This window comes from Pseudomonas fluorescens group sp., assembly GCF_020093335.1.
Lineage (GTDB): Bacteria > Pseudomonadota > Gammaproteobacteria > Pseudomonadales > Pseudomonadaceae > Aquipseudomonas > Aquipseudomonas petroselini.
Window position 1 is genome coordinate 143338 of sequence record NZ_JAIOKW010000003.1, and the last position, 21168, is coordinate 164505.

At 61.4% G+C, this 21168-nt stretch carries 18 protein-coding genes; 15 read left to right on the top strand and 3 right to left on the bottom strand.

Annotated elements, in window-relative coordinates; translation table 11 throughout:
* The first annotated feature begins 154 nt into the window (after positions 1–154).
* The 5 genes from K7431_RS05255 to K7431_RS05275 all read left to right on the top strand — a co-directional run bounded on the left by K7431_RS05255 (position 155) and on the right by K7431_RS05275 (position 4107).
* Positions 155–1099 carry a choline ABC transporter substrate-binding protein gene (locus tag K7431_RS05255; RefSeq protein WP_015886264.1) on the top strand — a complete coding sequence of 315 codons (945 nt, stop codon included), beginning with the start codon at positions 155–157 and terminating at the stop codon, positions 1097–1099.
* A gap of 87 nt (positions 1100–1186) precedes the next feature.
* On the top strand, positions 1187–2074 hold the full coding sequence (locus tag K7431_RS05260; protein WP_015886265.1) for a 3-keto-5-aminohexanoate cleavage protein: 888 nt from the start codon (positions 1187–1189) through the stop codon (positions 2072–2074).
* Positions 2075–2139: 65 nt separating this feature from the next.
* Positions 2140–3105, top strand: coding sequence for an L-carnitine dehydrogenase (locus tag K7431_RS05265; RefSeq protein ID WP_015886266.1), 966 nt, complete (start codon positions 2140–2142; stop codon positions 3103–3105).
* Between the two features lie 13 nt (positions 3106–3118).
* Complete coding sequence (locus K7431_RS05270; protein ID WP_015886267.1) at positions 3119–3619, top strand: thioesterase family protein; 501 nt, start codon at positions 3119–3121, stop codon at positions 3617–3619.
* Between the two features lie 224 nt (positions 3620–3843).
* The gene (locus K7431_RS05275) at positions 3844–4107 is read left to right on the top strand and encodes a hypothetical protein (protein WP_015886268.1); all 264 of its coding nucleotides are present in this window, start codon (positions 3844–3846) and stop codon (positions 4105–4107) included.
* A 95-nt stretch (positions 4108–4202) separates the two neighbouring features.
* Here the strand turns inward: K7431_RS05275 and K7431_RS05280 are convergent, their stop codons facing one another.
* Positions 4203–5306 (bottom strand): GlxA family transcriptional regulator, encoded by a 1104-nt coding sequence (locus K7431_RS05280; protein WP_005792167.1) that lies wholly within the window; start codon positions 5304–5306, stop codon positions 4203–4205.
* Between the two features lie 399 nt (positions 5307–5705).
* On the bottom strand, positions 5706–7082 hold the full coding sequence (locus K7431_RS05285; RefSeq protein WP_015886269.1) for an L-serine ammonia-lyase: 1377 nt from the start codon (positions 7080–7082) through the stop codon (positions 5706–5708).
* 4 nt (positions 7083–7086) lie between these two features.
* Here K7431_RS05285 and K7431_RS05290 point away from each other — a divergent pair, with 4 nt between their 5' ends.
* From K7431_RS05290 to choV, 4 genes are all read left to right on the top strand, one after another.
* Positions 7087–7302: a hypothetical protein gene (locus K7431_RS05290; RefSeq protein WP_145994247.1), complete on the top strand. Its 216-nt coding sequence runs from the start codon at positions 7087–7089 to the stop codon at positions 7300–7302.
* Between the two features lie 196 nt (positions 7303–7498).
* Positions 7499–8446 (top strand): choline ABC transporter substrate-binding protein, encoded by a 948-nt coding sequence (locus K7431_RS05295; protein ID WP_015886270.1) that lies wholly within the window; start codon positions 7499–7501, stop codon positions 8444–8446.
* A 68-nt stretch (positions 8447–8514) separates the two neighbouring features.
* The gene (choW, locus tag K7431_RS05300) at positions 8515–9360 is read left to right on the top strand and encodes a choline ABC transporter permease subunit (RefSeq protein WP_015886271.1); all 846 of its coding nucleotides are present in this window, start codon (positions 8515–8517) and stop codon (positions 9358–9360) included.
* A complete protein-coding gene (gene choV / locus K7431_RS05305) occupies positions 9357–10535 on the top strand; it encodes a choline ABC transporter ATP-binding protein (RefSeq protein WP_015886272.1) in 1179 nt (392 codons plus the stop codon). The genes choW and choV overlap by 4 nt, the downstream gene beginning before the upstream one ends.
* A 188-nt stretch (positions 10536–10723) precedes the next feature.
* Here choV and K7431_RS05310 read toward each other — a convergent pair whose 3' ends face one another.
* Positions 10724–12658 (bottom strand): BCCT family transporter, encoded by a 1935-nt coding sequence (locus K7431_RS05310; protein ID WP_224265943.1) that lies wholly within the window; start codon positions 12656–12658, stop codon positions 10724–10726.
* A 389-nt stretch (positions 12659–13047) separates the two neighbouring features.
* Between K7431_RS05310 and betI the strand changes: the two genes are divergently transcribed.
* From betI to K7431_RS05340, 6 genes are all read left to right on the top strand, one after another.
* Positions 13048–13641, top strand: a complete 594-nt coding sequence (gene betI / locus K7431_RS05315; RefSeq protein ID WP_015886274.1) for a transcriptional regulator BetI — start codon at positions 13048–13050, stop codon at positions 13639–13641.
* Positions 13642–13751: 110 nt separating this feature from the next.
* A complete protein-coding gene (betB, locus tag K7431_RS05320) occupies positions 13752–15224 on the top strand; it encodes a betaine-aldehyde dehydrogenase (protein ID WP_015886275.1) in 1473 nt (490 codons plus the stop codon).
* Positions 15225–15366: 142 nt separating this feature from the next.
* A complete protein-coding gene (betA, locus tag K7431_RS05325; RefSeq protein ID WP_015886276.1) occupies positions 15367–17070 on the top strand; it encodes a choline dehydrogenase in 1704 nt (567 codons plus the stop codon).
* A 191-nt stretch (positions 17071–17261) separates the two neighbouring features.
* Positions 17262–18704: a TldD/PmbA family protein gene (locus tag K7431_RS05330; RefSeq protein ID WP_015886277.1), complete on the top strand. Its 1443-nt coding sequence runs from the start codon at positions 17262–17264 to the stop codon at positions 18702–18704.
* On the top strand, positions 18704–20020 hold the full coding sequence (locus K7431_RS05335) for a TldD/PmbA family protein (RefSeq protein ID WP_015886278.1): 1317 nt from the start codon (positions 18704–18706) through the stop codon (positions 20018–20020). The genes K7431_RS05330 and K7431_RS05335 overlap by 1 nt, the downstream gene beginning before the upstream one ends.
* A 224-nt stretch (positions 20021–20244) precedes the next feature.
* Positions 20245–21135 carry an alpha/beta fold hydrolase gene (locus tag K7431_RS05340; RefSeq protein WP_015886279.1) on the top strand — a complete coding sequence of 297 codons (891 nt, stop codon included), beginning with the start codon at positions 20245–20247 and terminating at the stop codon, positions 21133–21135.
* The last annotated feature ends 33 nt before the right edge of the window (positions 21136–21168 follow it).

Consider the following 21168-nt stretch of genomic DNA (forward strand, 5'->3'; position numbering starts at 1 on the left):
ACTCCCGTTATCGGGTGGATTCAAGGGGGCAGGTCGCTGCAGTGCAAGAGCGGGTCGCCGCCGTGCGTTTTGTCGCCCCTAAAGCTACGTAACGTGATCCCACGGCGCACAAAGACGCCGGACCCCACAATAACGACCTGCCGAGGGATCCACCATGAACCGACTGATTCGCCGCTGCGTGCTCGCACTCAGCGCCAGCGCCATCTTGAGCACCCACGTAATGGCCGCCGATGCGGCGTCCTGCCAGAACGTGCGCATGGGCGTGGTGAACTGGACCGACGTAATCGCCACCAGCGCCATGACCCAAGTGTTGCTCGACGGCCTCGGCTACAAGACCAAACAGACCAGCGCCTCCCAGCAAATCATCTTCGCCGGTATCCGCGACCAGCGCCTGGACCTGTTCCTGGGCTACTGGAACCCGCTGATGACCCAGACCATCACGCCGTTCGTCGACGCCAAGCAAGTCAAGGTGCTGGACAAGCCCAGCCTGGAAGATGCCCGCGCCACCCTCGCCGTGCCGACTTACCTGGCGGACAAAGGCCTGAAAACCTTCGCCGACATCGCCAAGTTCGAGAAAGAGCTGGGCGGCAAGATCTACGGCATCGAGCCAGGCTCGGGCGCCAACACCCAGATCAAGGCGATGATCGCCAAGAACCAGTTCGGCCTGGGCAAGTTCCAGTTGGTCGAATCCAGTGAAGCCGGCATGCTCGCCGCCGTCGACCGCGCGGTTCGCCGCAAGGAAGCCGTGGTGTTCTTCGGCTGGGCGCCGCACCCGATGAACGTCAACGTCGCCATGACGTACCTCACCGGCAGCGACGACGCCCTGGGCCCGAACGAAGGCATGGCGACCGTGTGGACCGTGACCGCGCCAACCTACGCCGAACAGTGCCCCAACGTGCACAAACTGCTGACCAACCTGACCTTCACCGCCGCCGACGAGAGCCGGATGATGCAGCCGTTGCTGGATCACAAGGACGCCCTCGAGTCCGCCAAACAGTGGCTCAAGGATCACCCGCAGGACCAGGCGCGCTGGCTGGAAGGGGTGACCACCTTCGACGGCAAACCGGCGGCAGCCAACCTGCAATTGACCAGCAAGTAACCCCCTTTCAATCACCGCTTCGCGGTCACTTTCGACCGCGAACGGCATCGCCACGCCCTTGAAATCACGCCTGTAAGGAACCGCCTCATGAACCACGACGTCATCATCACCTGCGCACTCACCGGTGCTGGCGACACGACCAGCAGAAGCCCGCACGTGCCGGTCACCCCGAAACAAATCGCCGCCGCCGCCGTGGAAGCCGCCAAGGCCGGTGCCACCGTGGTGCATTGCCACGTGCGCGACCCCGAAACCGGCAAGTTCAGCCGCGACGTCGCCCTGTACCGCGAAGTGATGGAGCGCATCCGTGAGGCCGACATCGACATCATCGTCAACCTCACCGCCGGCATGGGCGGCGACCTGGAGATCGGCGGCGGCGAGCACCCGATGGAATTCGGCCCCAACACCGACCTGGTCGGCCCGCTGACTCGCCTGGCCCACGTGGAAGAGCTGCTGCCGGAAATCTGCACCCTCGACTGCGGCACGCTGAACTTCGGCGATGGCGACACCATTTACGTGTCCACCCCGGCGCAGCTGCGGGCGGGTGCCAAACGCATCCAGGCATTGGGCGTGAAAGCCGAGCTGGAAATATTCGACACCGGCCACCTGTGGTTCGCCAAACAGATGATCAAGGAAGGCCTGCTGGACGACCCGCTGTTCCAATTGTGCCTGGGCATCCCGTGGGGCGCGCCGGCCGACACCACCACCATGAAAGCCATGGTCGACAACCTGCCCGCCGACGCTGTGTGGGCCGGCTTCGGCATCGGCCGCATGCAAATGCCAATGGCCGCACAAGCGGTGTTGCTGGGCGGCAACGTGCGGGTCGGCCTGGAAGACAACCTGTGGCTGGACAAAGGCGTGCTCGCCACCAACGGCCAACTGGTGGAACGCGCCAGTGAAATCCTCAGTCGCCTGGGTGCACGGGTCATGACCCCGGCCGAAGGCCGCATCAAGATGGGTTTGACCAAACGCAGCTAATCAAAACGGTGGGAGGGGGCAAGCCCCCTCCCACAAGGGATCACCGAACTCTTTAGGACGTCGCCATGAGCTTTATCACTGAAATCAAAACCTTCGCCGCCCTCGGCAGCGGCGTTATCGGCAGCGGCTGGGTGGCTCGCGCCCTGGCCCACGGCCTGGATGTGGTCGCCTGGGACCCCGCGCCCGGCGCCGAAGCGGCGCTGCGCAAGCGCGTCGCCAACGCTTGGGGCGCCCTGGAAAAACAAGGCCTGGCACCGGGCGCATCCCAGGACCGCCTGCGCTTTGTCGCGACCATCGAAGCGTGCGTGAAAGACGCCGACTTCATCCAGGAAAGCGCACCGGAGCGCCTGGAACTCAAACTGGATCTGCACAGCCAGATCAGCGCCGCAGCCAAGCCGAACGCGTTGATTGGTTCTAGCACTTCGGGCTTGTTGCCAAGCGAGTTCTACGAAGGTTCGACCCACCCCGAGCGCTGCGTGGTCGGGCACCCGTTCAACCCGGTCTACTTGCTGCCGCTGGTGGAAGTGGTGGGCGGCAAGCACACTGCGCCAGAGGCGATCCAGGCGGCGATCAAGGTGTATGAATCACTCGGCATGCGCCCGCTGCATGTGCGCAAGGAAGTGCCCGGCTTTATCGCTGACCGCCTGTTGGAAGCGCTATGGCGCGAGGCGCTGCACTTGGTCAACGATGGTGTGGCCACCACCGGCGAGATCGATGACGCGATCCGCTTCGGCGCGGGCCTGCGCTGGTCGTTCATGGGCACCTTCCTCACCTATACCCTGGCGGGTGGTGATGCCGGCATGCGGCATTTCATGGCGCAGTTCGGTCCGGCGCTGCAGTTGCCGTGGACCTACCTGCCGGCGCCGGAACTGACCGACAAGTTGATTGACGATGTGGTCGACGGCACCAGCGATCAACTGGGCAAGCACAGTATTTCTGCGCTGGAGCGCTATCGTGATGATTGCCTGCTGGCGGTGCTGGAGGCGGTGAAAACCACTAAGGCCAAACACGGCATGAACTTCGCCGAATAACGGAAACCCTGACATGCCCGCACTCACCACCTACACCACCCAGGTCCACCCCGATTGGGTGGACTACAACGGCCACTTGCGCGACGCGTTCTACCTGCTGATCTTCAGCTACGCCACCGATGCATTGATGGACACCCTGGGCCTGGACAGTGAAAACCGCGAAGCCAGCGGCCACTCGCTGTTCACCCTGGAGCTGCACCTGAACTACCTGCACGAAGTGAAACGGGGCGCCGACGTCGAAGTGCATACGCAACTGATCGCGCACGATGCCAAGCGCCTGCACCTCTATCACAGCCTGCATCTTGTGGGTGAAGAACGGGAGCTGGCGGGCAACGAACAGATGCTCTTGCACGTTGACCTCGCCGGCCCGCATTCGGCGCCGTTCACCGAGGCCACGCTGGAAAAACTCGCGGCCATCAGCGCTGAACAGGCTGACCTCGCGCGCCCCGCACTCCTTGGCCGAGTGATAGGGCTGCCACCGTCGCAGGCAAAAAAAGCCCCGATCAAGCCGTGACAGGATCGGGGCAGAGTGCTTTGTGTGGCGTGACATCCCGAGGGTGACCAAACCTTCAAGTTGCTTGCCTGGCGTTCAGTGTGCCTATTACTTCTACCGGTCAATGCCTCGAAAACGACCTGTTCATAGCCATCTGAGGCATTCGTGCAATCTGCCCTTGCCGACCGGTTGAGCGGCTACCAGAATCCCTGTCAGACCCCGCTCCCTTCACCAGGATAAACGTCATGATGCATGCGGATTTGATTGACCAGGATGACCTGCTGGGCCAACTGCGCTCGCTGGGTTTCGACGTGTCCAGCGGCGCCACCGCCGAACAGGCTTGCGAGTGCGCGGTGCGCGGTTTGAACGAAGCACGGGCCAGGGCGCTCAAGGGCATGGTTGAGCAGATGTACAGCGGCAGTGCGACGATTTTGCCGGCAGTGAGGCAGGCGATCGATAAGCAGTTGTTGCCGGCACTGGTGCAGTTCAGGCAGAACTCTGGCGCCTGATAGATTGCTATCGGGGGCGAGCCCCCTCCCACAGGTTGATGTGTGAACACAGTCAAAGGTGGGAGGGGGTTTGCTCCCGATGCAGACGACTCGGTCTACAGCCGTACGCTGGCAAACGTCGACTCATTACGCGCCTGGCTCAACGCCGACATCGGCCCCGACAACGGTGACAACACCAGCGCCTGCGGAATCGGCATCATCGCCACTTGCTGGGTGGTGTTGGAGCCTACACGCTCATCCCGTGGCGGAATGCCGAAGTATTCGCGGTAGCACTTGGAGAAGTGCGGTGTAGAGACAAACCCACACACCGATGCCACTTCGATGATCGACATCGGCGTTTGCTTGAGCAACTGCCGCGCACGGATCAGGCGCAATTTGAGGTAGTAGCGTGACGGCGAACAATGCAGGTATTTCTGGAACAAGCGCTCCAACTGGCGACGGGACACGGCGACGTACACGGCCAGTTCATCCAGGTCGATCGGCTCTTCCAGGTTGGCTTCCATCAGCGCCACGATTTCCTGCAGCTTGGGCTGGTTGGTGCCGAGCATGTGCTTGAGCGGCACCCGCTGGTGATCCTGTTCGTTGCGAATGCGTTCGTACACAAACATCTCGGAGATGGCGGCCGACAGTTCGCGACCGTGATCGCGGCTGATCAGGTGCAGCATCATGTCCAGCGGCGCAGTGCCGCCAGAGCTGGTGAAGCGGTTGCGGTCGAGGGTAAACAGGCGTGTGCTCATTGCCACGCGGGGGAAGGCTTCCTGCATCGACGCCAGGCATTCCCAGTGCACGCTGCAATCAAAACCGTCGAGCAAACCGGCGCAGGCCAGGGCCCAACTGCCCGTGCACACCGCACCCAGGCGACGGGACTGGCGCGCCTGGCTTTGCAGCCACGACACATGTTCACGGGTAACGGTGCGCTGGATACCCACGCCGCCGCACACGATCACCGTGTCCAGGGCCGGGGCTTTGTGCATGGAGGCATCGGGGGTGATTTGCAGACCGTCGCTGGCCCACACTTGGTTTCCATCGACGCTCAAGGTCGTCCAGCGGTACAGCTCACGGCCGGACAACTGGTTGGCCATGCGCAGCGGTTCGACTGCGGACGCCAGGGAAATCAGCGTGAAATTGTCCAGCAGCAAAAAGCCGATGGATTGAGGCGCACGGTTCTGGGGTTGAGCCCCTGAGTTGAACGACGTCATCGCGGTATCTCCTCACACAAAGCGGGTGGTGGCCTCAGGCGAGGCTCTTGTTATTGCGCTCAGCCTAAGGAAGGCGACGCTTTGGATTGATAGAGCAAATGCCATGCCTAAAATTGAATGGCCATTCAATAACTCCTGAAAACGACCTGATGACGCGTCTATATAAGCCCGCGCAGGAAGTGCGGGATATGACCTGAAAAGGACGTCAGAGCGAGCCTGCTCAAGCTGTGTGAGCAGTTCGGTAGCACTTGTGGGAAGGCGCTTTGAGGGCGTGGGAAACGTCTGTCACCACACGCACAGGTGACGGGTGGTCGAGAGTAAAATCGTTCGCAAGCTACTTATCTATTTGCGACGCGCCAAAAGGTGGCGCTTTTCGCTCCGGCGCTCACTACACAGTCTTCAACACTCTACTGCGCTGACCGCCAGCCCACCCCGCGATGTCTCTTTGTACTTGTCATGCATATCCGCCCCGGTATCCCGCATGGTGCGGATCACCCGATCCAGGGAAATAAAGTGCTGGCCGTCGCCACGCAAAGCCATTTGCGCCGCATTGATCGCCTTCACCGCTGCAATGGCATTGCGCTCGATGCACGGCACTTGCACCAGCCCACCCACGGGGTCGCAGGTCAGGCCCAGATTGTGCTCCAGGCCGATTTCGGCGGCGTTGCACAGTTGCTCCGGCGTGGCGCCAAGGATCTCCGCCAGCCCGGCGGCAGCCATGGCGCAGGCCGAGCCCACCTCCCCTTGGCAGCCGACTTCGGCGCCGGAAATCGAGGCGTTTTTCTTGCACAGGATGCCGACCGCCGCCGCGCCGAGCAGGTAGTCGACCACGTTGGCTTCCGTCACCTCCTCGCTGAATTTCATGAAGTAATGCAGCACCGCCGGAATAATCCCCGCCGCACCGTTGGTGGGTGCCGTGACCATGCGCCCACCGGCCGCGTTTTCCTCGTTCACCGCCAGGGCGAACAGATTGACCCATTCCATCGCGCTCAAGGTCGAGCCGATCACATTCGGCTTGCCCAATTCCTGCAAACTGCGGTGCAGCTTGGCGGCGCGGCGGCGCACGTTCAGGCCGCCGGGCAGGATGCCTTCGTGCTTGAGGCCCTGCTCCACGCAATCCTGCATGGCGCGCCAGAGCTTCATCAGGCCACTGCGGATTTCTTCTTCCGAGCGCCAGGTTTTTTCGTTGGCCAGCATCAATTCGGCCACGCGCAGGTTGTGGGTCTTACACAGCTGTAACAGCTCCACCGCGCTGGAAAAATCATAGGGCAACTCGGTGCGGTCCATATCGGCCACGCCGCTTTGCGCCTGGGCCTCATCCACCACAAAGCCGCCCCCCACCGAATAGTAGGTGTCGCGGTGCAACTCACCGTTATCGTCGTACACCACCAAGGTCATGGCGTTGGGGTGGAAGGGCAGGTTTTCGTCCAGCAGGCGCATGTCACGGGCCCACACGAACGGCACGGGCAAGCGTCCGTCCAGCAGCAGGGTGTCGGTCTCGCGCAGGGTGTGGATCCGCAGGCCGATTTGCGCCGGATCGATCGCGTCCGGCCACTCGCCCATCAGGCCCATGATGGTGGCCGTGTCGCTGCCGTGGCCGATGCCCGTGGCCGACAAGGAACCGTAGAGCTGAACTTCAACGCGCCGAACCTGTTCCAACAGTTCACGTTCACGCAGTGCTTGAACGAACAACGCCGCGGCGCGCATGGGGCCGACGGTGTGAGAACTCGAAGGCCCGATGCCGATCTTGAACAGGTCGAAAACGCTGATAGCCATTGCCGTGAAACTCCTCGGTGAGTACGGGCCAGGCACCAAGGAGCTGCTACGCTCAGATCGCCCAGATGGCGGCATCATCAAGCTTTTATCCGCCCTCACGGCGTCTCACACCGACGTAACCATGCTCACCAGCGCCGCCCGTGCGCAATCACCTGTTTTGGCCGTTTTTGGCGGTGCAGATGGGCAAAAACTGCAGTTTTGCCTTGGGAAAAACCTGTAAGCGACGTCACCGACACTGGATGCGACCCTGCCTGTACTGGATACGACGCCCCCTGTAGGCGTCAGATTTTCACTGGTACATGATCAGTCTCGACTCGTTTGCAAGGCACCGTGCCAGAGCTGTTGTCGCACGCACCAACCGCAACACTTATAAAGCGCGGCGAAGGCCGCCAGAAAAAACACAGGAGTCTAGCCCCATGAAAGCTTCACCCTCGTTGTTGTTGGCCGCCATGCTGAGTCTGCCAGTCCTGGCGCACGCTGCAGAACCGGCACAATGTCAGACCGTCAACTTCTCCGATGTCGGCTGGACCGACATCACCGTCACTACCGCGACCACCAGCGAAGTCCTCAAGGGCCTGGGCTACAAGCCGCGCACCACGATGATTTCGGTACCGGTGACCTACAAGTCCCTGGCCGACGGCAAGAACATGGACATTTTCCTCGGCAACTGGATGCCGACCATGGAAAACGACATAAAGCAGTACCGTGATGCCGGCACCGTGGAAACCGTGCGCGCCAACCTGGAGAACGCCAAGTACACCCTCGCGGTCCCGGAAGCGCTGTACAACAAAGGCCTGAAGGACTTCGCCGATATCGCCAAATTCAAGGATGAGCTGGGCGGCAAGATCTACGGCATCGAGCCGGGTAACGACGGCAACCGCACCATCCAGACCCTCATCGACAAAGACGCCTTCGGCCTGAAAACCGCCGGTTTCAAAGTCGTCGAGTCCAGCGAAGCCGGCATGCTCTCCCAGGTTGAACGTGCCACCAAGCGTGACCAGGCCATCGTGTTCCTCGGCTGGGAACCGCACCCGATGAACACCCGCTTCAAGATGAAGTACCTGACCGGGGGTGACGATTCGTTCGGCCCCAACTACGGCCAGGCCACCATCTACACCAACACCCGCAAGGGCTACACCCAGGAATGCAGCAACGTGGGTCAGTTGCTGAAAAACCTGTCGTTCACCCTGAACATGGAAAGCACCCTGATGGGTAACGTCCTGGACGACAAGATGAAGCCCGACGCCGCCGCCAAGGCTTGGCTGAAGAAGAACCCGCAAGTCCTCGACACTTGGCTCGCCGGTGTCACTACCGTTGACGGCAAACCCGGTCTGGAAGCCGTAAAAGCCTACCTCGACAAGTAACGCAGCTGACCCCGGGCCGGTGCGCTGGCCCGGGATGTTTTCCCCTTCGCATGTGGACATTCACTACCATGCTGACTGAACAGAAAATCCCACTAGGCCAGTACATCGCTGCCTTCGTCGAATGGTTGACCCAACACGGCGCCAACTACTTCGACGCAATCGCATCGACACTGGAAACGATGATCCACGGCGTGACGTTTGCGCTGACCTGGTTCAATCCGCTGGCATTGATCGGTCTGATTGCGCTGCTGGCTCACTTTATTCAACGTAAATGGGGACTGACTGTTTTTGTCATCGCCTCCTTCCTGCTGATCCTGAACCTGGGGTACTGGCAGGAAACCATGGAGACCCTGGCGCAAGTGCTGTTCGCCACCCTGGTCTGCGTGGTGATCGGTGTGCCGCTGGGCATTGTTGCCGCGCACAAGCCGATGTTCTACACCCTGATGCGGCCGGTGCTCGATCTGATGCAGACCGTACCGACCTTCGTCTACCTCATCCCTACCCTGACCCTCTTCGGGCTGGGTGTGGTGCCTGGGCTGATTTCCACGGTGGTGTTCGCGATTGCCGCGCCGATCCGCCTGACCTACCTGGGTATCCGCGATGTACCACAAGAGTTGATGGACGCCGGCAAGGCCTTTGGCTGCTCGCGCCGTCAGTTGCTCTCGCGCATTGAACTGCCCCACGCCATGCCGAGCATCGCCGCCGGCATTACCCAATGCATCATGCTGTCGCTGTCGATGGTGGTAATCGCGGCCCTGGTGGGCGCCGATGGCCTCGGCAAGCCGGTGGTCAACGCACTCAACACCGCCGACATTGCCCTGGGCTTCGAAGCCGGCCTGGCGATCGTGTTGCTGGCCATCATGCTCGACCGCATCTGCAAACAACCCGACGCTAAAGTAGGGGGTGATGCATGAGCATTATCCGATTCGACAATGTCGACGTGATCTTCTCCAAAGACCCACGCGAAGCGCTCAAGCTGCTGGACCAGGGCATGAGCCGTAACGAGATACTGAAAAAGACCGGGCAGATTGTCGGCGTTGAAAAGGCCAGCCTGGACGTTGAGAAAGGCGAAATCTGCGTGCTGATGGGCCTGTCCGGCTCCGGCAAGTCCAGCCTGCTGCGTTGCATCAACGGCCTCAACACCGTGAGCCGTGGCCAGCTGTTCGTGGAGCATGAAGGGCGCCAGATCGACATCGCGTCCTGCACCCCCGCCGAGCTGAAAATGATGCGCACCAAGCGCATCGCCATGGTGTTCCAGAAGTTCGCCCTGATGCCTTGGCTGACCGTACGCGAGAACATCAGCTTCGGCCTGGAAATGCAGGGTCGTCCGGAGAAAGACCGGCGCAAGCTGGTGGATGAAAAACTCGAGCTGGTGGGCCTGACCCAATGGCGCAACAAGAAGCCGGACGAGCTTTCCGGCGGCATGCAGCAACGCGTCGGCCTGGCCCGCGCCTTGGCGATGGACGCCGACATCCTGCTGATGGACGAACCGTTCTCCGCGCTCGACCCGCTGATCCGCCAGGGCCTGCAGGATGAGCTGCTGGAACTGCAGCGCAAGCTGAGCAAGACCATCGTGTTCGTGAGCCACGACCTCGATGAAGCGCTGAAACTCGGCAGCCGTATCGCGATCATGAAAGACGGCAAGATCATCCAGTACAGCGTGCCGGAAGAGATCGTGCTGAACCCGGCGGACGACTATGTGCGCACCTTCGTCGCCCATACCAACCCGCTGAACGTACTGTGCGGCCGCAGCCTGATGCGCACGCTGGACAACTGCAAACGCGTGAACGGTTCGGTGTGCCTCGACCCGGGCGGCGATTCGTGGTTGGACCTGGCCGAAGGCAATACCATCCAGGGCGCGCGGCAGAATGGCGTGGTGATGAATTTGCAGAACTGGGCGCCGGGGCAACCGGTGGAAGGACTGGGCCGGGTGCCGACGCTGGTGGACTCGAATATCGGCATGCGTGATGCGTTGCAGATTCGGTATCACACCGGGAACAAGTTGGTGTTGCATGACAACAACCAAGTGGTGGGAATTCTGGGGGACAGCGAGCTGTACCATGCCCTGCTAGGCAAAAACCTGGGCTGACAAACACTGCACATCTCAATGTAGAAACTGCGTCAATGTGGGAGGGGGCTTGCCCCCGATTGCGGTGTATCAGTAACAGAAGTACTGACTGACACATTGCTATCGGGAGCAAGCCCCCTCCCCCATTTAGTTCTGTTTAAACATGTGGACCCGGTGGTGTCAGTGAAGACACCACCCGTCATCACCTATCAGCTATAGACACGGCCAAGGAGCTGCCGATGGCTTTCAAACTGATCGAGCACATCCCGGGTGATCTGTTCCTGGGTGAAGCCCATCAGGTCGTATTCCTGAGGCCCGTTGTGCAAGTAGACCTCGGCGCGGTAATAACGCGTGCGTTCTTCCTCAGGCACATCGCTCGGCGCCGACGAATAAGCATCCAGGCTCACTTCATAAACGAAGGGGTTGCCCTCTTCCATCTCGATGCGCACACCGATGCAACGCTTGGACTTGCCCAACAGCGTCTGCACTTCCAACCCCTGATCACGCAGCGCGACCGCAGCCTCTTCCAGCGCCGGCGTGACGTGCTTGTCCATAAAGCGCTGCACGGTGCCTTGGCTCGGTTGCAGGTCCAGCGCGGTCAAACGCTCGCTGAAACCACGACGCCCGCGTTCGGCCAATTGCGCCTGCTCCTGTTCGATCGCCACATCCTGGCGCATGGCCTTGTGCAAACCGAACATGAAGAAGATCAGCACCACCGAGAACGGCAGCCCCGCCAGCACCACCATGGTTTGCATGGCCTCGAAGTTGCCAGCAAACAGCAAGCCGATGGTCACCAGGGTGATCACCGCCGACCAGAAGATCCGCAGCCAGTGCGGCGCATCTTCGTCCACATTGCCGCCTTTGCACGAAAGGTTGGCCATCATCACCGCACCGGAATCCGCCGGCGTCAGGAACAGCACAAAGCCCACGAAGATCGACACTCCGATGACGATTTTCGACGCCGGGTAATGCTCAAGCAGTTGGTAGATGGCCATGGACGGCTGTTCCAGCGCCGTCTTGCCCAGCTCTACCGCACCGTGGTTCAGCACCAGGTCCAGCGCCGAGTTACCGAAGATCGACAACCACGCCAGGGTGAAGCCCAGCGGGATCAGCAGCACGCCGGCCACCAGTTCACGCACGGTGCGGCCACGGGAAATACGCGCGATGAACATGCCCACGAATGGCGCCCAGGAAATCCACCAGGCCCAGTAGAACAGGGTCCACAGGCCCATCCAGCGCTCGGTCTTGTCGGCGTCGCCTTCGTACACGTAGAGGTCGAAGGTTTTCAGGATGATGCCGTTGAGGTAGTCACCGGTGTTCTGCACCAGGCCGTTGAGCAAGTGCAGGGTCGGCCCGAACAGCAGTACGAAGATCAGCAAGCCGCTGAACAGCACGATGTTGAGGTTGGACAGGCGGCGAATACCGTTCTCCACGCCCGACACGGCAGCGATGGTCGCCACGGTGCTCATCACGATGATCACGATCAGCAAGTTGGTGTTGCTGTGCTGCATGCCGAACAGGTTTTCCAACCCGGACGACACCTGCATCGAGCCGATCCCCAGGTTGGTCACCAGGCCGAGCAGGGTCACGAACATGCCGAAGCCATCCACCGCATGGCCGGCCGCGCCTTTCACCCAACGCTCGCCTACCAGCGGGTACAGCGCCGAACGCAGGGCCAGCGGCTGGTTATGGCGGTACGCGAAGTACGCCACGGCCAGGCCGACCAGCGCATAGATCGCCCAGCCGTGCAGGCCCCAGTGCAGGAAGGTCAGTTGCAACGCCTGGCGGGCGGCGCCATTGCTGGCGGCGGCGCCTTCGGGCGGGTTGAAGTAGTGGTCCAGCGGCTCGGAGGCACCGAAGTACAGCAGCGAAATGCCGATGCCCGACGAGAACAACATGCCGGCCCAGGCGCCGTAGCTGAAGTCCGGGGTGTCGTCCTTACTGCCCAGTTTCAACTTGCCGTAGGACGAAAACGCCAGGCCGACCACGAACACCAGGTAGGCGGCGATGACCACCATGTAGTACCAGCCGAAGCTTTTAGACAGCCAGGCCTGGGCGACGCCGAGCATGCGCCCGGCCTCCTGCGGGGCGATGATCAGGATGGCGGTCAACAACAGAATCAGCGCGGTGGAGGTGTAGAACACCCAACCGTTGACCCGCACCTTTTCCGGCGGGGTCTTTATAAGAGAGGCAGAACTCATGGCGCAGATGCTCCAGGCAGTGCGAGAGAGAAACACAAGGCAACGGTTATCCCGGGACATCGATTTTTCGGCAGTCGACGGACGGGTGTTATAAAGACACCCCGAAAATTCCTGAACCCGCCGAAACGGTGGCCAGGCCCTGATACGGCCTGTTTCAAGGGTTTTTGCAGGTGTCAGATGTCACGGCCCACACGTAGGAAATACCTGTAGGCAGCGACCATTTGTCGCAGAGCTTATTCTTTGTTGATTGAACGTTCAATCAAAACAAAATAGACTGGCCACCAAGTCGACGAACGTTCATCGCCCGTCGCAGGCCTAAGGAGAGGTGCTACATGCCCAAGGTCGGTATGCAACCCATACGCCGCCAGCAGTTGATCGAAGCCACCCTGACGGCCATCGATCAGGTCGGGATGGGCGATGCCAGCATTGCGCTGATCGCCCGTTTGGCCGGTGTCTCGAACGGCATCATCAGTCACTACTTCAAGGACAAGAACGGCCTTATTGCAGCGACGATGCGCTATTTGATGAACGCATTGATCGATAACGTCCACGAACGCCGGCTGGCGCTTACGGACGACAGCCCACGGGCACATCTTCAGGTGATCATCGAGGGCAACTTCGACGCCAGCCAGGTCAACGGACCGGCAATGAAAACCTGGCTGGCCTTCTGGGCCACCAGCATGCATCACCCGTCATTGCACAGGTTGCAGCGGATCAACGATCAACGTCTGTATTCCAACCTGTGCTGCCAGTTCCGCCGAGTGCTGCCGCTGCCGCACGCACGCAAAGCAGCCCGCGGCCTGGCGGCCCTGATCGACGGTTTATGGTTGCGCGGCGCCCTGTCGGGAGACGCTTTCGACACGGCGCAGGCGCAACGGATCGCTTACGAATACATGGATTTCCAATTGGCCAAGCAGGTGAGTTAGAGCACCTATAAACGCTCAACCCCTGAACGTCTGCCGCTCAGTGTTGCCACACCCTCATGGCCCACTTTTCGGCGGGTAACGCCAACCACTTATGCACTTGCGAGGACTTTATGGCCCGTTTCGACCTGCAAAAACTCTACATTGACGGCGGCTACAGCGACGCTGGCAGCGATGCCACCTTCGAAGCCATCAACCCGGCTAACGGTGAAGTTCTCGCCCAAGTGCAACGCGCAACGAAAGAAGACGTTGAACGTGCCGTGGTCAGCGCTGAAAAAGGCCAGAAAATCTGGGCCGCCATGACCGCCATGGAGCGTTCGCGCATCCTGCGCCGTGCCGTCGACATCTTGCGCGAGCGCAACGACGAACTGGCCGCCCTGGAAACCCTGGACACCGGTAAAGCCTTCTCCGAAACCCAATACGTCGACGTCGTCACCGGCGCCGATGTACTGGAATACTACGCAGGCCTGGTACCGGCCATCGAAGGCGAGCAGATCCCACTGCGCGACACCTCTTTCGTCTACACCCGCCGCGAGCCGTTGGGCGTGGTCGCCGGTATCGGCGCGTGGAACTACCCGATCCAGATCGCCCTGTGGAAATCCGCACCGGCCCTGGCCGCCGGTAACGCGATGATCTTCAAGCCCAGCGAAGTCACCTCGCTGACCACCCTGAAACTGGCCGAGATCTACACCGAAGCCGGCGTTCCGGCTGGCGTGTTCAACGTGCTGACCGGCAGCGGTCGTGAAGTCGGCACCTGGCTGACCGAGCACCCGCGCATCGAGAAAGTCTCGTTCACCGGCGGCACCGACACCGGCAAGAAAGTCATGGCCAGCGCTTCCAGCTCCTCGCTGAAAGAAGTGACCATGGAACTGGGTGGCAAGTCGCCGCTGATCGTGTTCGAAGACGCCGACCTGGATCGTGCTGCCGACATCGCGATGATGGCCAACTTCTACAGCTCCGGCCAAGTCTGCACCAACGGCACCCGTGTGTTCGTGCCTAAGCACTTGCAGGCGGCTTTCGAAGCCAAGATCGTTGAGCGTGTTGCCCGTATCCGCGTTGGCGACCCGCAAGACGAAAACACCAACTTCGGCCCGCTGGTCAGCTTCGCCCACATGGAAAGCGTGCTCGGCTACATCGCCAAAGGTAAAGAGCAAGGCGCACGCCTGCTGTGCGGCGGCGACCGCCTGACCGACGGCGACTTCGCCAAAGGCGCCTACGTGGCCCCAACGGTGTTCACCGACTGCACCGACGAGATGACCATCGTCCGTGAAGAAATCTTCGGCCCAGTGATGAGCATCCTCACTTACGAGACCGAAGAGGAAGTGATCCGCCGCGCCAACGACACCGACTTCGGCTTGGCTGCCGGCCTGGTAACCAAGGACCTGAACCGCGCCCACCGCGTGATTCATCAGTTGGAAGCGGGCATCTGCTGGATCAACGCCTGGGGCGAGTCCGACGCGAAGATGCCGGTCGGCGGCTACAAGCAATCAGGTGTTGGCCGTGAGAACGGCATCAGCTCGCTGAACAACTTCACCCGCATCAAATCGGTACAGGTTGAGCTGGGCGACTACGCCTCGGTGTTCTAAGACTCGAGATTTGTATCGCCTTTGAGGCCGCCATCGGGGGCAAGCCCCCTCCCACCTTTGACTGTGTAAACCCGATCAAATGTGGGAGAGGGCTTGCTCCCGATGAGGCCCGACCTGACCACACTTCAAAGAGGGTGCATTTATGTCCCAAGAATACGATTACATCATTGTGGGTGCCGGCTCCGCCGGTAACACCCTGGCGACCCGTCTGACCGAAGACGAAGGCGTCACCGTCCTGCTGCTGGAAGCCGGCGGCCCCGACTACCGTCTCGACTTCCGTACCCAGATGCCCGCTGCCCTGGCCTTCCCGCTGCAGGGCCGCCGCTACAACTGGGCCTACGAGACCGATCCAGAGCCCCACATGGACGGCCGCCGGATGGAATGCGGTCGCGGCAAGGGCCTGGGTGGCTCTTCCCTGATCAACGGCATGTGCTACATCCGTGGCAACGCCATGGACTACGACAACTGGGCAAAACTTCCAGGGCTTGAAAACTGGACATACCTGGACTGCCTGCCCTATTTCAGAAAAGCTGAAACCCGCGACATCGGCCCGAACGACTACCACGGTGGCGAAGGCCCGGTCAGCGTGACCACGCCAAAAGCCGGCAACAACCCGCTGTTCCACGCCATGGTCGAAGCCGGCGTGCAGGCCGGTTACCCGCGCACCGACGACCTGAACGGCTACCAGCAAGAAGGCTTCGGCCCGATGGACCGTACCGTGACCAAAAATGGCCGTCGCGCCAGCACTGCACGCGGTTACCTCGACACGGCGAAGAAGCGCTCGACCCTGACCATCGTCACCCACGCCCTCACGGACAAAGTGTTGTTCGAAGGCAAGCGTGCCGTTGGCGTGCGTTACCTGATCGGCGCCGCCGAAGAGCGCGTTGAAGCCCGCGCCCGCAAAGAAGTGCTGGTGTGCAGCGGCGCGATCGCCTCGCCGCAACTGCTGCAACGCTCCGGCGTCGGCCCGGCCAAATTGCTGGAAAGTCTCGACATCCCCGTGGTCCACGACCTGCCGGGCGTCGGCGAGAACCTGCAGGACCACCTTGAGCTGTACCTGCAATACGCCTGCACCCAACCGGTGTCGCTGTACCCATCGCTGCTCTGGTACAACCAGCCGGCGATCGGTGCCGAGTGGCTGTTCAACGGCACCGGCATCGGCGCCAGCAACCAGTTCGAAGCCGGGGGTTTCATCCGCTCGCGTCCGGAATTCGATTGGCCGAACATCCAGTACCACTTCCTGCCGGTGGCGATTAACTACAACGGCAGCAACGGTGTGAAAGAGCACGGTTTCCAGGCGCACATGGGCTCCATGCGTTCACCAAGCCGTGGCCGCGTGCAACTGAAGTCGAAGAACCCACGGGACTACCCGAGCATCCTCTTCAACTACATGGCCACTGAGCAAGACTGGCAGGAATTCCGCGATGGCATCCGCCTGACCCGTGAAATCATGCAGCAGCCGGCACTGGACCCGTACCGTGGTCGCGAAATCAGCCCTGGTATTGACGTGCAAACCGATGAGCAACTCGACAAGTTCATCCGCGAACACGCCGAAACCGCGTTCCACCCGTCCTGCTCGTGCAAGATGGGCACCGACGAGATGGCAGTTGTCGACGGTGAAGGCCGCGTGCATGGCATGCAGGGTCTGCGTGTGGTCGATGCGTCGATCATGCCGATCATTACCACCGGCAACCTGAACGCGCCGACGATCATGATCGCCGAGAAAATCGCCGACAAGATCCGCGGCCGCCAGCCTCTGCCGCGCAGCACCGCCGACTACTACGTGGCAGGCGATGCGCCAGTGCGTGGCAAGCCGCTGCGTGAAGTGGGCCCTACCGCACAGTAACTGAAACACCTTTGTAGTGAGCGGGCTTGCCCCGCGCTGGAGTGCGAAGCGCTCCCAAGATGTTGGGGCCGCTGCGCAGCCCAGCGCGGGGCAAGCCCGCTCACTACAATGATCCGCTTTCCTTGATCAGCTTCCAGCCCAGGCCTACTCTGTTTGCCTGCCCGCGCTGAGCCGCCCACAAGGAAGGCCCCATGTTCGACCACCACGCCACACTCAAAAAGCACTTCAGTGCCCTGCGCACCCGCGCCGAATTTTTCTCGCTGCGTTATGTCCGCGAATCCGGCCACTACCTGGCCGTACGCAAGAACGTCGCCGAACCGCCACACCTGAACCACGACGAGGGCGCCATGCTCACGGTGCGTGTCAACGGGGTGGAAGCCTACGCCGCGACCCACGACATTTCCCTTTCCGGCCTGCAAGCCGCCCTTGAGCGTGCCGAACAGCAAGCCCGGTTGATCAAGCCCCACGCCCTGCTCGACCTGCGCGACCACCACGTTTCCAGCGACGTCGCGGACTACCTGTCACCCGACCTCGACCAGCCCTTTGCGTCCCTGAGCGATTGCTACCAACTGCTGGGGAGCGAGTCGGCCGCCGTCCCCCAGGACGAACGCCTGGTGAACTGGGAAGTCAGCCTCGGCCTGACCCACGTCGAGCAGATCTACCTCAACAACGCAGGCGCCGAACTGCGCCAGGCCCAGCGCTTTGTATTCCCCGGCGTCAACGTCACGGCCTATGACGGCAACGACAGCCAGTCGCGCACGCTCGGCGGCAGCAACTTCGGCCAGCAAGGTGGCTTCGACGTGATCAGCCGCTTCGGCCTGATCGGCGCCGCGCCGCGTATTGCCGACGAAGCCCTGCAACTGCTGCTGGCACCCAACACGCCCCAGGGCCCGCGTGACCTGCTGCTGATGCCCGACCAGATGATCCTGCAGATCCACGAATCCATCGGCCATCCGCTGGAACTCGACCGCATCCTCGGCGATGAGCGCAATTACGCCGGCACCAGTTTCGTCAAGGCCAGCGACTTCGGCCACCTGCAATATGGCTCCACGCTGCTCAACGTGACCTTCGACCCGGACATCCCCGAACAACTCGCCAGCTACAGCCATGACGACGACGGCACCCGCGCCAGCAAACAGTTCCTGATCCGCGAAGGGCTGCTGCTCAAACCGCTGGGCGGGGCGTTGTCGCAGTTCCGCGCCGGCATGGGCGGCGTCGCCAACAGTCGCGCGTGCAGCTGGAACCGCCCGCCGATCGACCGCATGGCCAACCTGAACATCGAACCCGGCGACCAGAGCCTGGCGCAACTGATCGGCGGCATCGAGCACGGTATCTTGATGTCGACCAACCGCTCCTGGTCCATCGACGACGCGCGCAACAAATTCCAGTTCGGCTGCGAATGGGGCCAACTGATCGAAAACGGCGAACTCAAAGGCGTGGTGAAAAACCCCAACTACCGGGCCATTTCCGCGCAGTTCTGGCGCAAGCTCAGCGCCGTCGGCGACGCCAGCACGTTCAAGGTCCTGGGGACGCCGAACTGCGGCAAGGGCGAACCCAACCAGGTGATCCGCGTGGGCCATGCCTCGCCTGCCTGTGTATTCAGTGATGTCGATGTATTTGGGGGAGATGCCTGATGAACAACTTCAAGGCACTGGTGGATTGGCTCAAGCACGCCATCACCGACGGTGAACGCTTCCATCTGGGCTACGCGGATGAGTCGTCCGAGTTCGTGCGCTTCAATCACGCGCACGTGCGTCAGGCCGGGCAGGTGCAACAGGCCAGCCTCACGCTGAAACTGATCAACGACGGCCGTCACGCCGACCTGGGTATCACCCTGGGCGGCCAACCGGAAGTCGACCGCCAACGCCTCGCCGAGGGCCTGCAACAGTTGCGCGAAACCTTGCCGCTGCTGCCGCAGGACCCGTACCTGCTGCTGAACCATAACGCCTGGCAAAGCCACAACGAACAGGCCCGCCCCCTGCCCGACCTGGCCCTGGTGTTGGAAGACATCAGCCGCGCCGCGCAAGGCGTGGACTTGGTCGGTTTCTACGCCGCCGGGCCGATCAGCCGTGGTTTTGCCAGCTCCGACGGCGCCTTTGGCTGGCATCAGGCGAACAGCTTCAACTTCGACTTCAGCCTGTTCCATGCCAATGGCGAGGCCGTTAAAGCCAGCTACGCCGGTGACCAATGGGACAGTGCCGAATTCGCCCGTCGCTTCCAACTCGCCCGTGAACAGCTGGAATTCCTTGGCCGCCCGCTGCACAAACTGGCACCGGGGCAATACCGCGCCTACCTCGCGCCGGCGGCACTGGAAGAAATCATCAGCATCATCACCTGGGGTGGGTTTTCCGCCCAGGCCATCGCCAGCAAAGGCAGCTCGCTGCAAAAGCTGTATGCCGGTGAACAGTCCCTGAGCCCGTTGGTGACGGTGAAAGAGCAGATCAGCGGCTCATTGAGCCAGGCGTTTTCCACCGAAGGCTACCCACGGGGCGATGTCACGCTGATCAGCGCCGGCAAAGCCGACGGCCAATTGGTGAACTCACGCAGCGCCGCCGAATACGGCCTCAGCGCCAACGGCGCCAGCCGTGATGAATCGCCCAGCGCCCTGCAAATAGCGGCGGGCAACCTGGCCCAGGCCGACATCCTCAAACAGTTGGGCACCGGGCTGTACATCAGCAACCTGTGGTACCTGAATTACTCCGACCTCCCGGCGGCGCGCCTTACCGGCATGACACGCTTCGCCACCTTCTGGGTGGAAGACGGCGAGATCAAAGCGCCGGTCAGCACCATGCGCTTTGATGACAGCGTCTACCAACTGCTGGGGTCGCAGTTGGAAGCGCTGACAGCGGATCGGGAACTGCTGCTGTCGGCCAGTACTTACAGCCAGCGCAACACGGCCTCCAACCTGCTGCCGGGCGCCCTGGTCAAACGCCTGACCCTCACCCTTTAAACACAGCAGGTCCCTGTGGGAGGGGGCAAGCCCTCCCACATTGTTCCGTGCTGGGTTCATACACCTTCGCTTTACACTTTCCTACGGTCAATTCTCGGCTGCCCAGTCTGCACGGGCAGCCTGTTGTCGCCTGCAAAAAACCTCGTTATAACGGTTGGTGGCACCCCGCCACTCCCCCCACGAGAGCACGACCTTGCCCGGGAAGGGCAAGCTGGAGCGTTGACATGAACCATGGAAGTTTTGTCATTGAAAAGCTGTTCAAGCACTACAACGTTCATGTTGAGCAGCTGGGAAACAATCCGCAAAGAAAGACCGTGCTGATGGTCAATGGCGCGCTGTCCACCACACGCTCCTTTGCCCGCACCAGCAAATGCCTGGCCGAGCATTTCAATGTGTTGCTGTTCGACCTGCCGTTCTCCGGCTATTCCCGCGAACACAATACTGACCTGGACCTGGTCACGAAGGACGACGAAGTGCAAATCCTGCGCGCCCTGGTGGAGCGCTTCCAGGTCAACCATCTGGTGTCGGCGTCATGGGGCGGTATCTCGACCCTGCTCACCCTGGCGCATAACCCGCCCTCCATCGAAAGCTCGGTGGTGATGGCCCTGGCGCCCAACCTCAACCAGGCGATGCTCGACTATGTGGAGCGCGTACGCGTGCTGATCGAGGCGGATGACAAATCCGCCGTCGGCCACTTGCTCAACGAGACCGTGGGCAAATACCTGTCATCCCGGCTCAAGCGCAACAACCATCGGCACCTCTCGACCATGGCCACCACCGAATACCGCCAGGCGCGTTTTCATATCCATCAGGTGCTGGCCTTGGGCGATGGCAACTACCTGCCGGCACTCAAGCAGATTGAAACACCGGTGCACTTTCTCAACGGTGCACTGGACGAATACACCCCGGCCGCCGAGGCAAAGGTGTTCCAGCAATACGTGGGGCGCAGCAGCTTTGCCGTGGCCGAACATACCGGCCACTTGCTCGACTTGGAGTCCCGCGAGGCCGCGCTGGCGGTACACCGGGCGCTGTTGGATTTCCTGGTGGGTGAGCACGCCGCGTTGTCGGATTTAGACGAATCGCCAGTGGGAAAAGGAGCGACGGATGGCGCATAATCGCCAACACATAGCCTGCTAACAAAAAGGTTT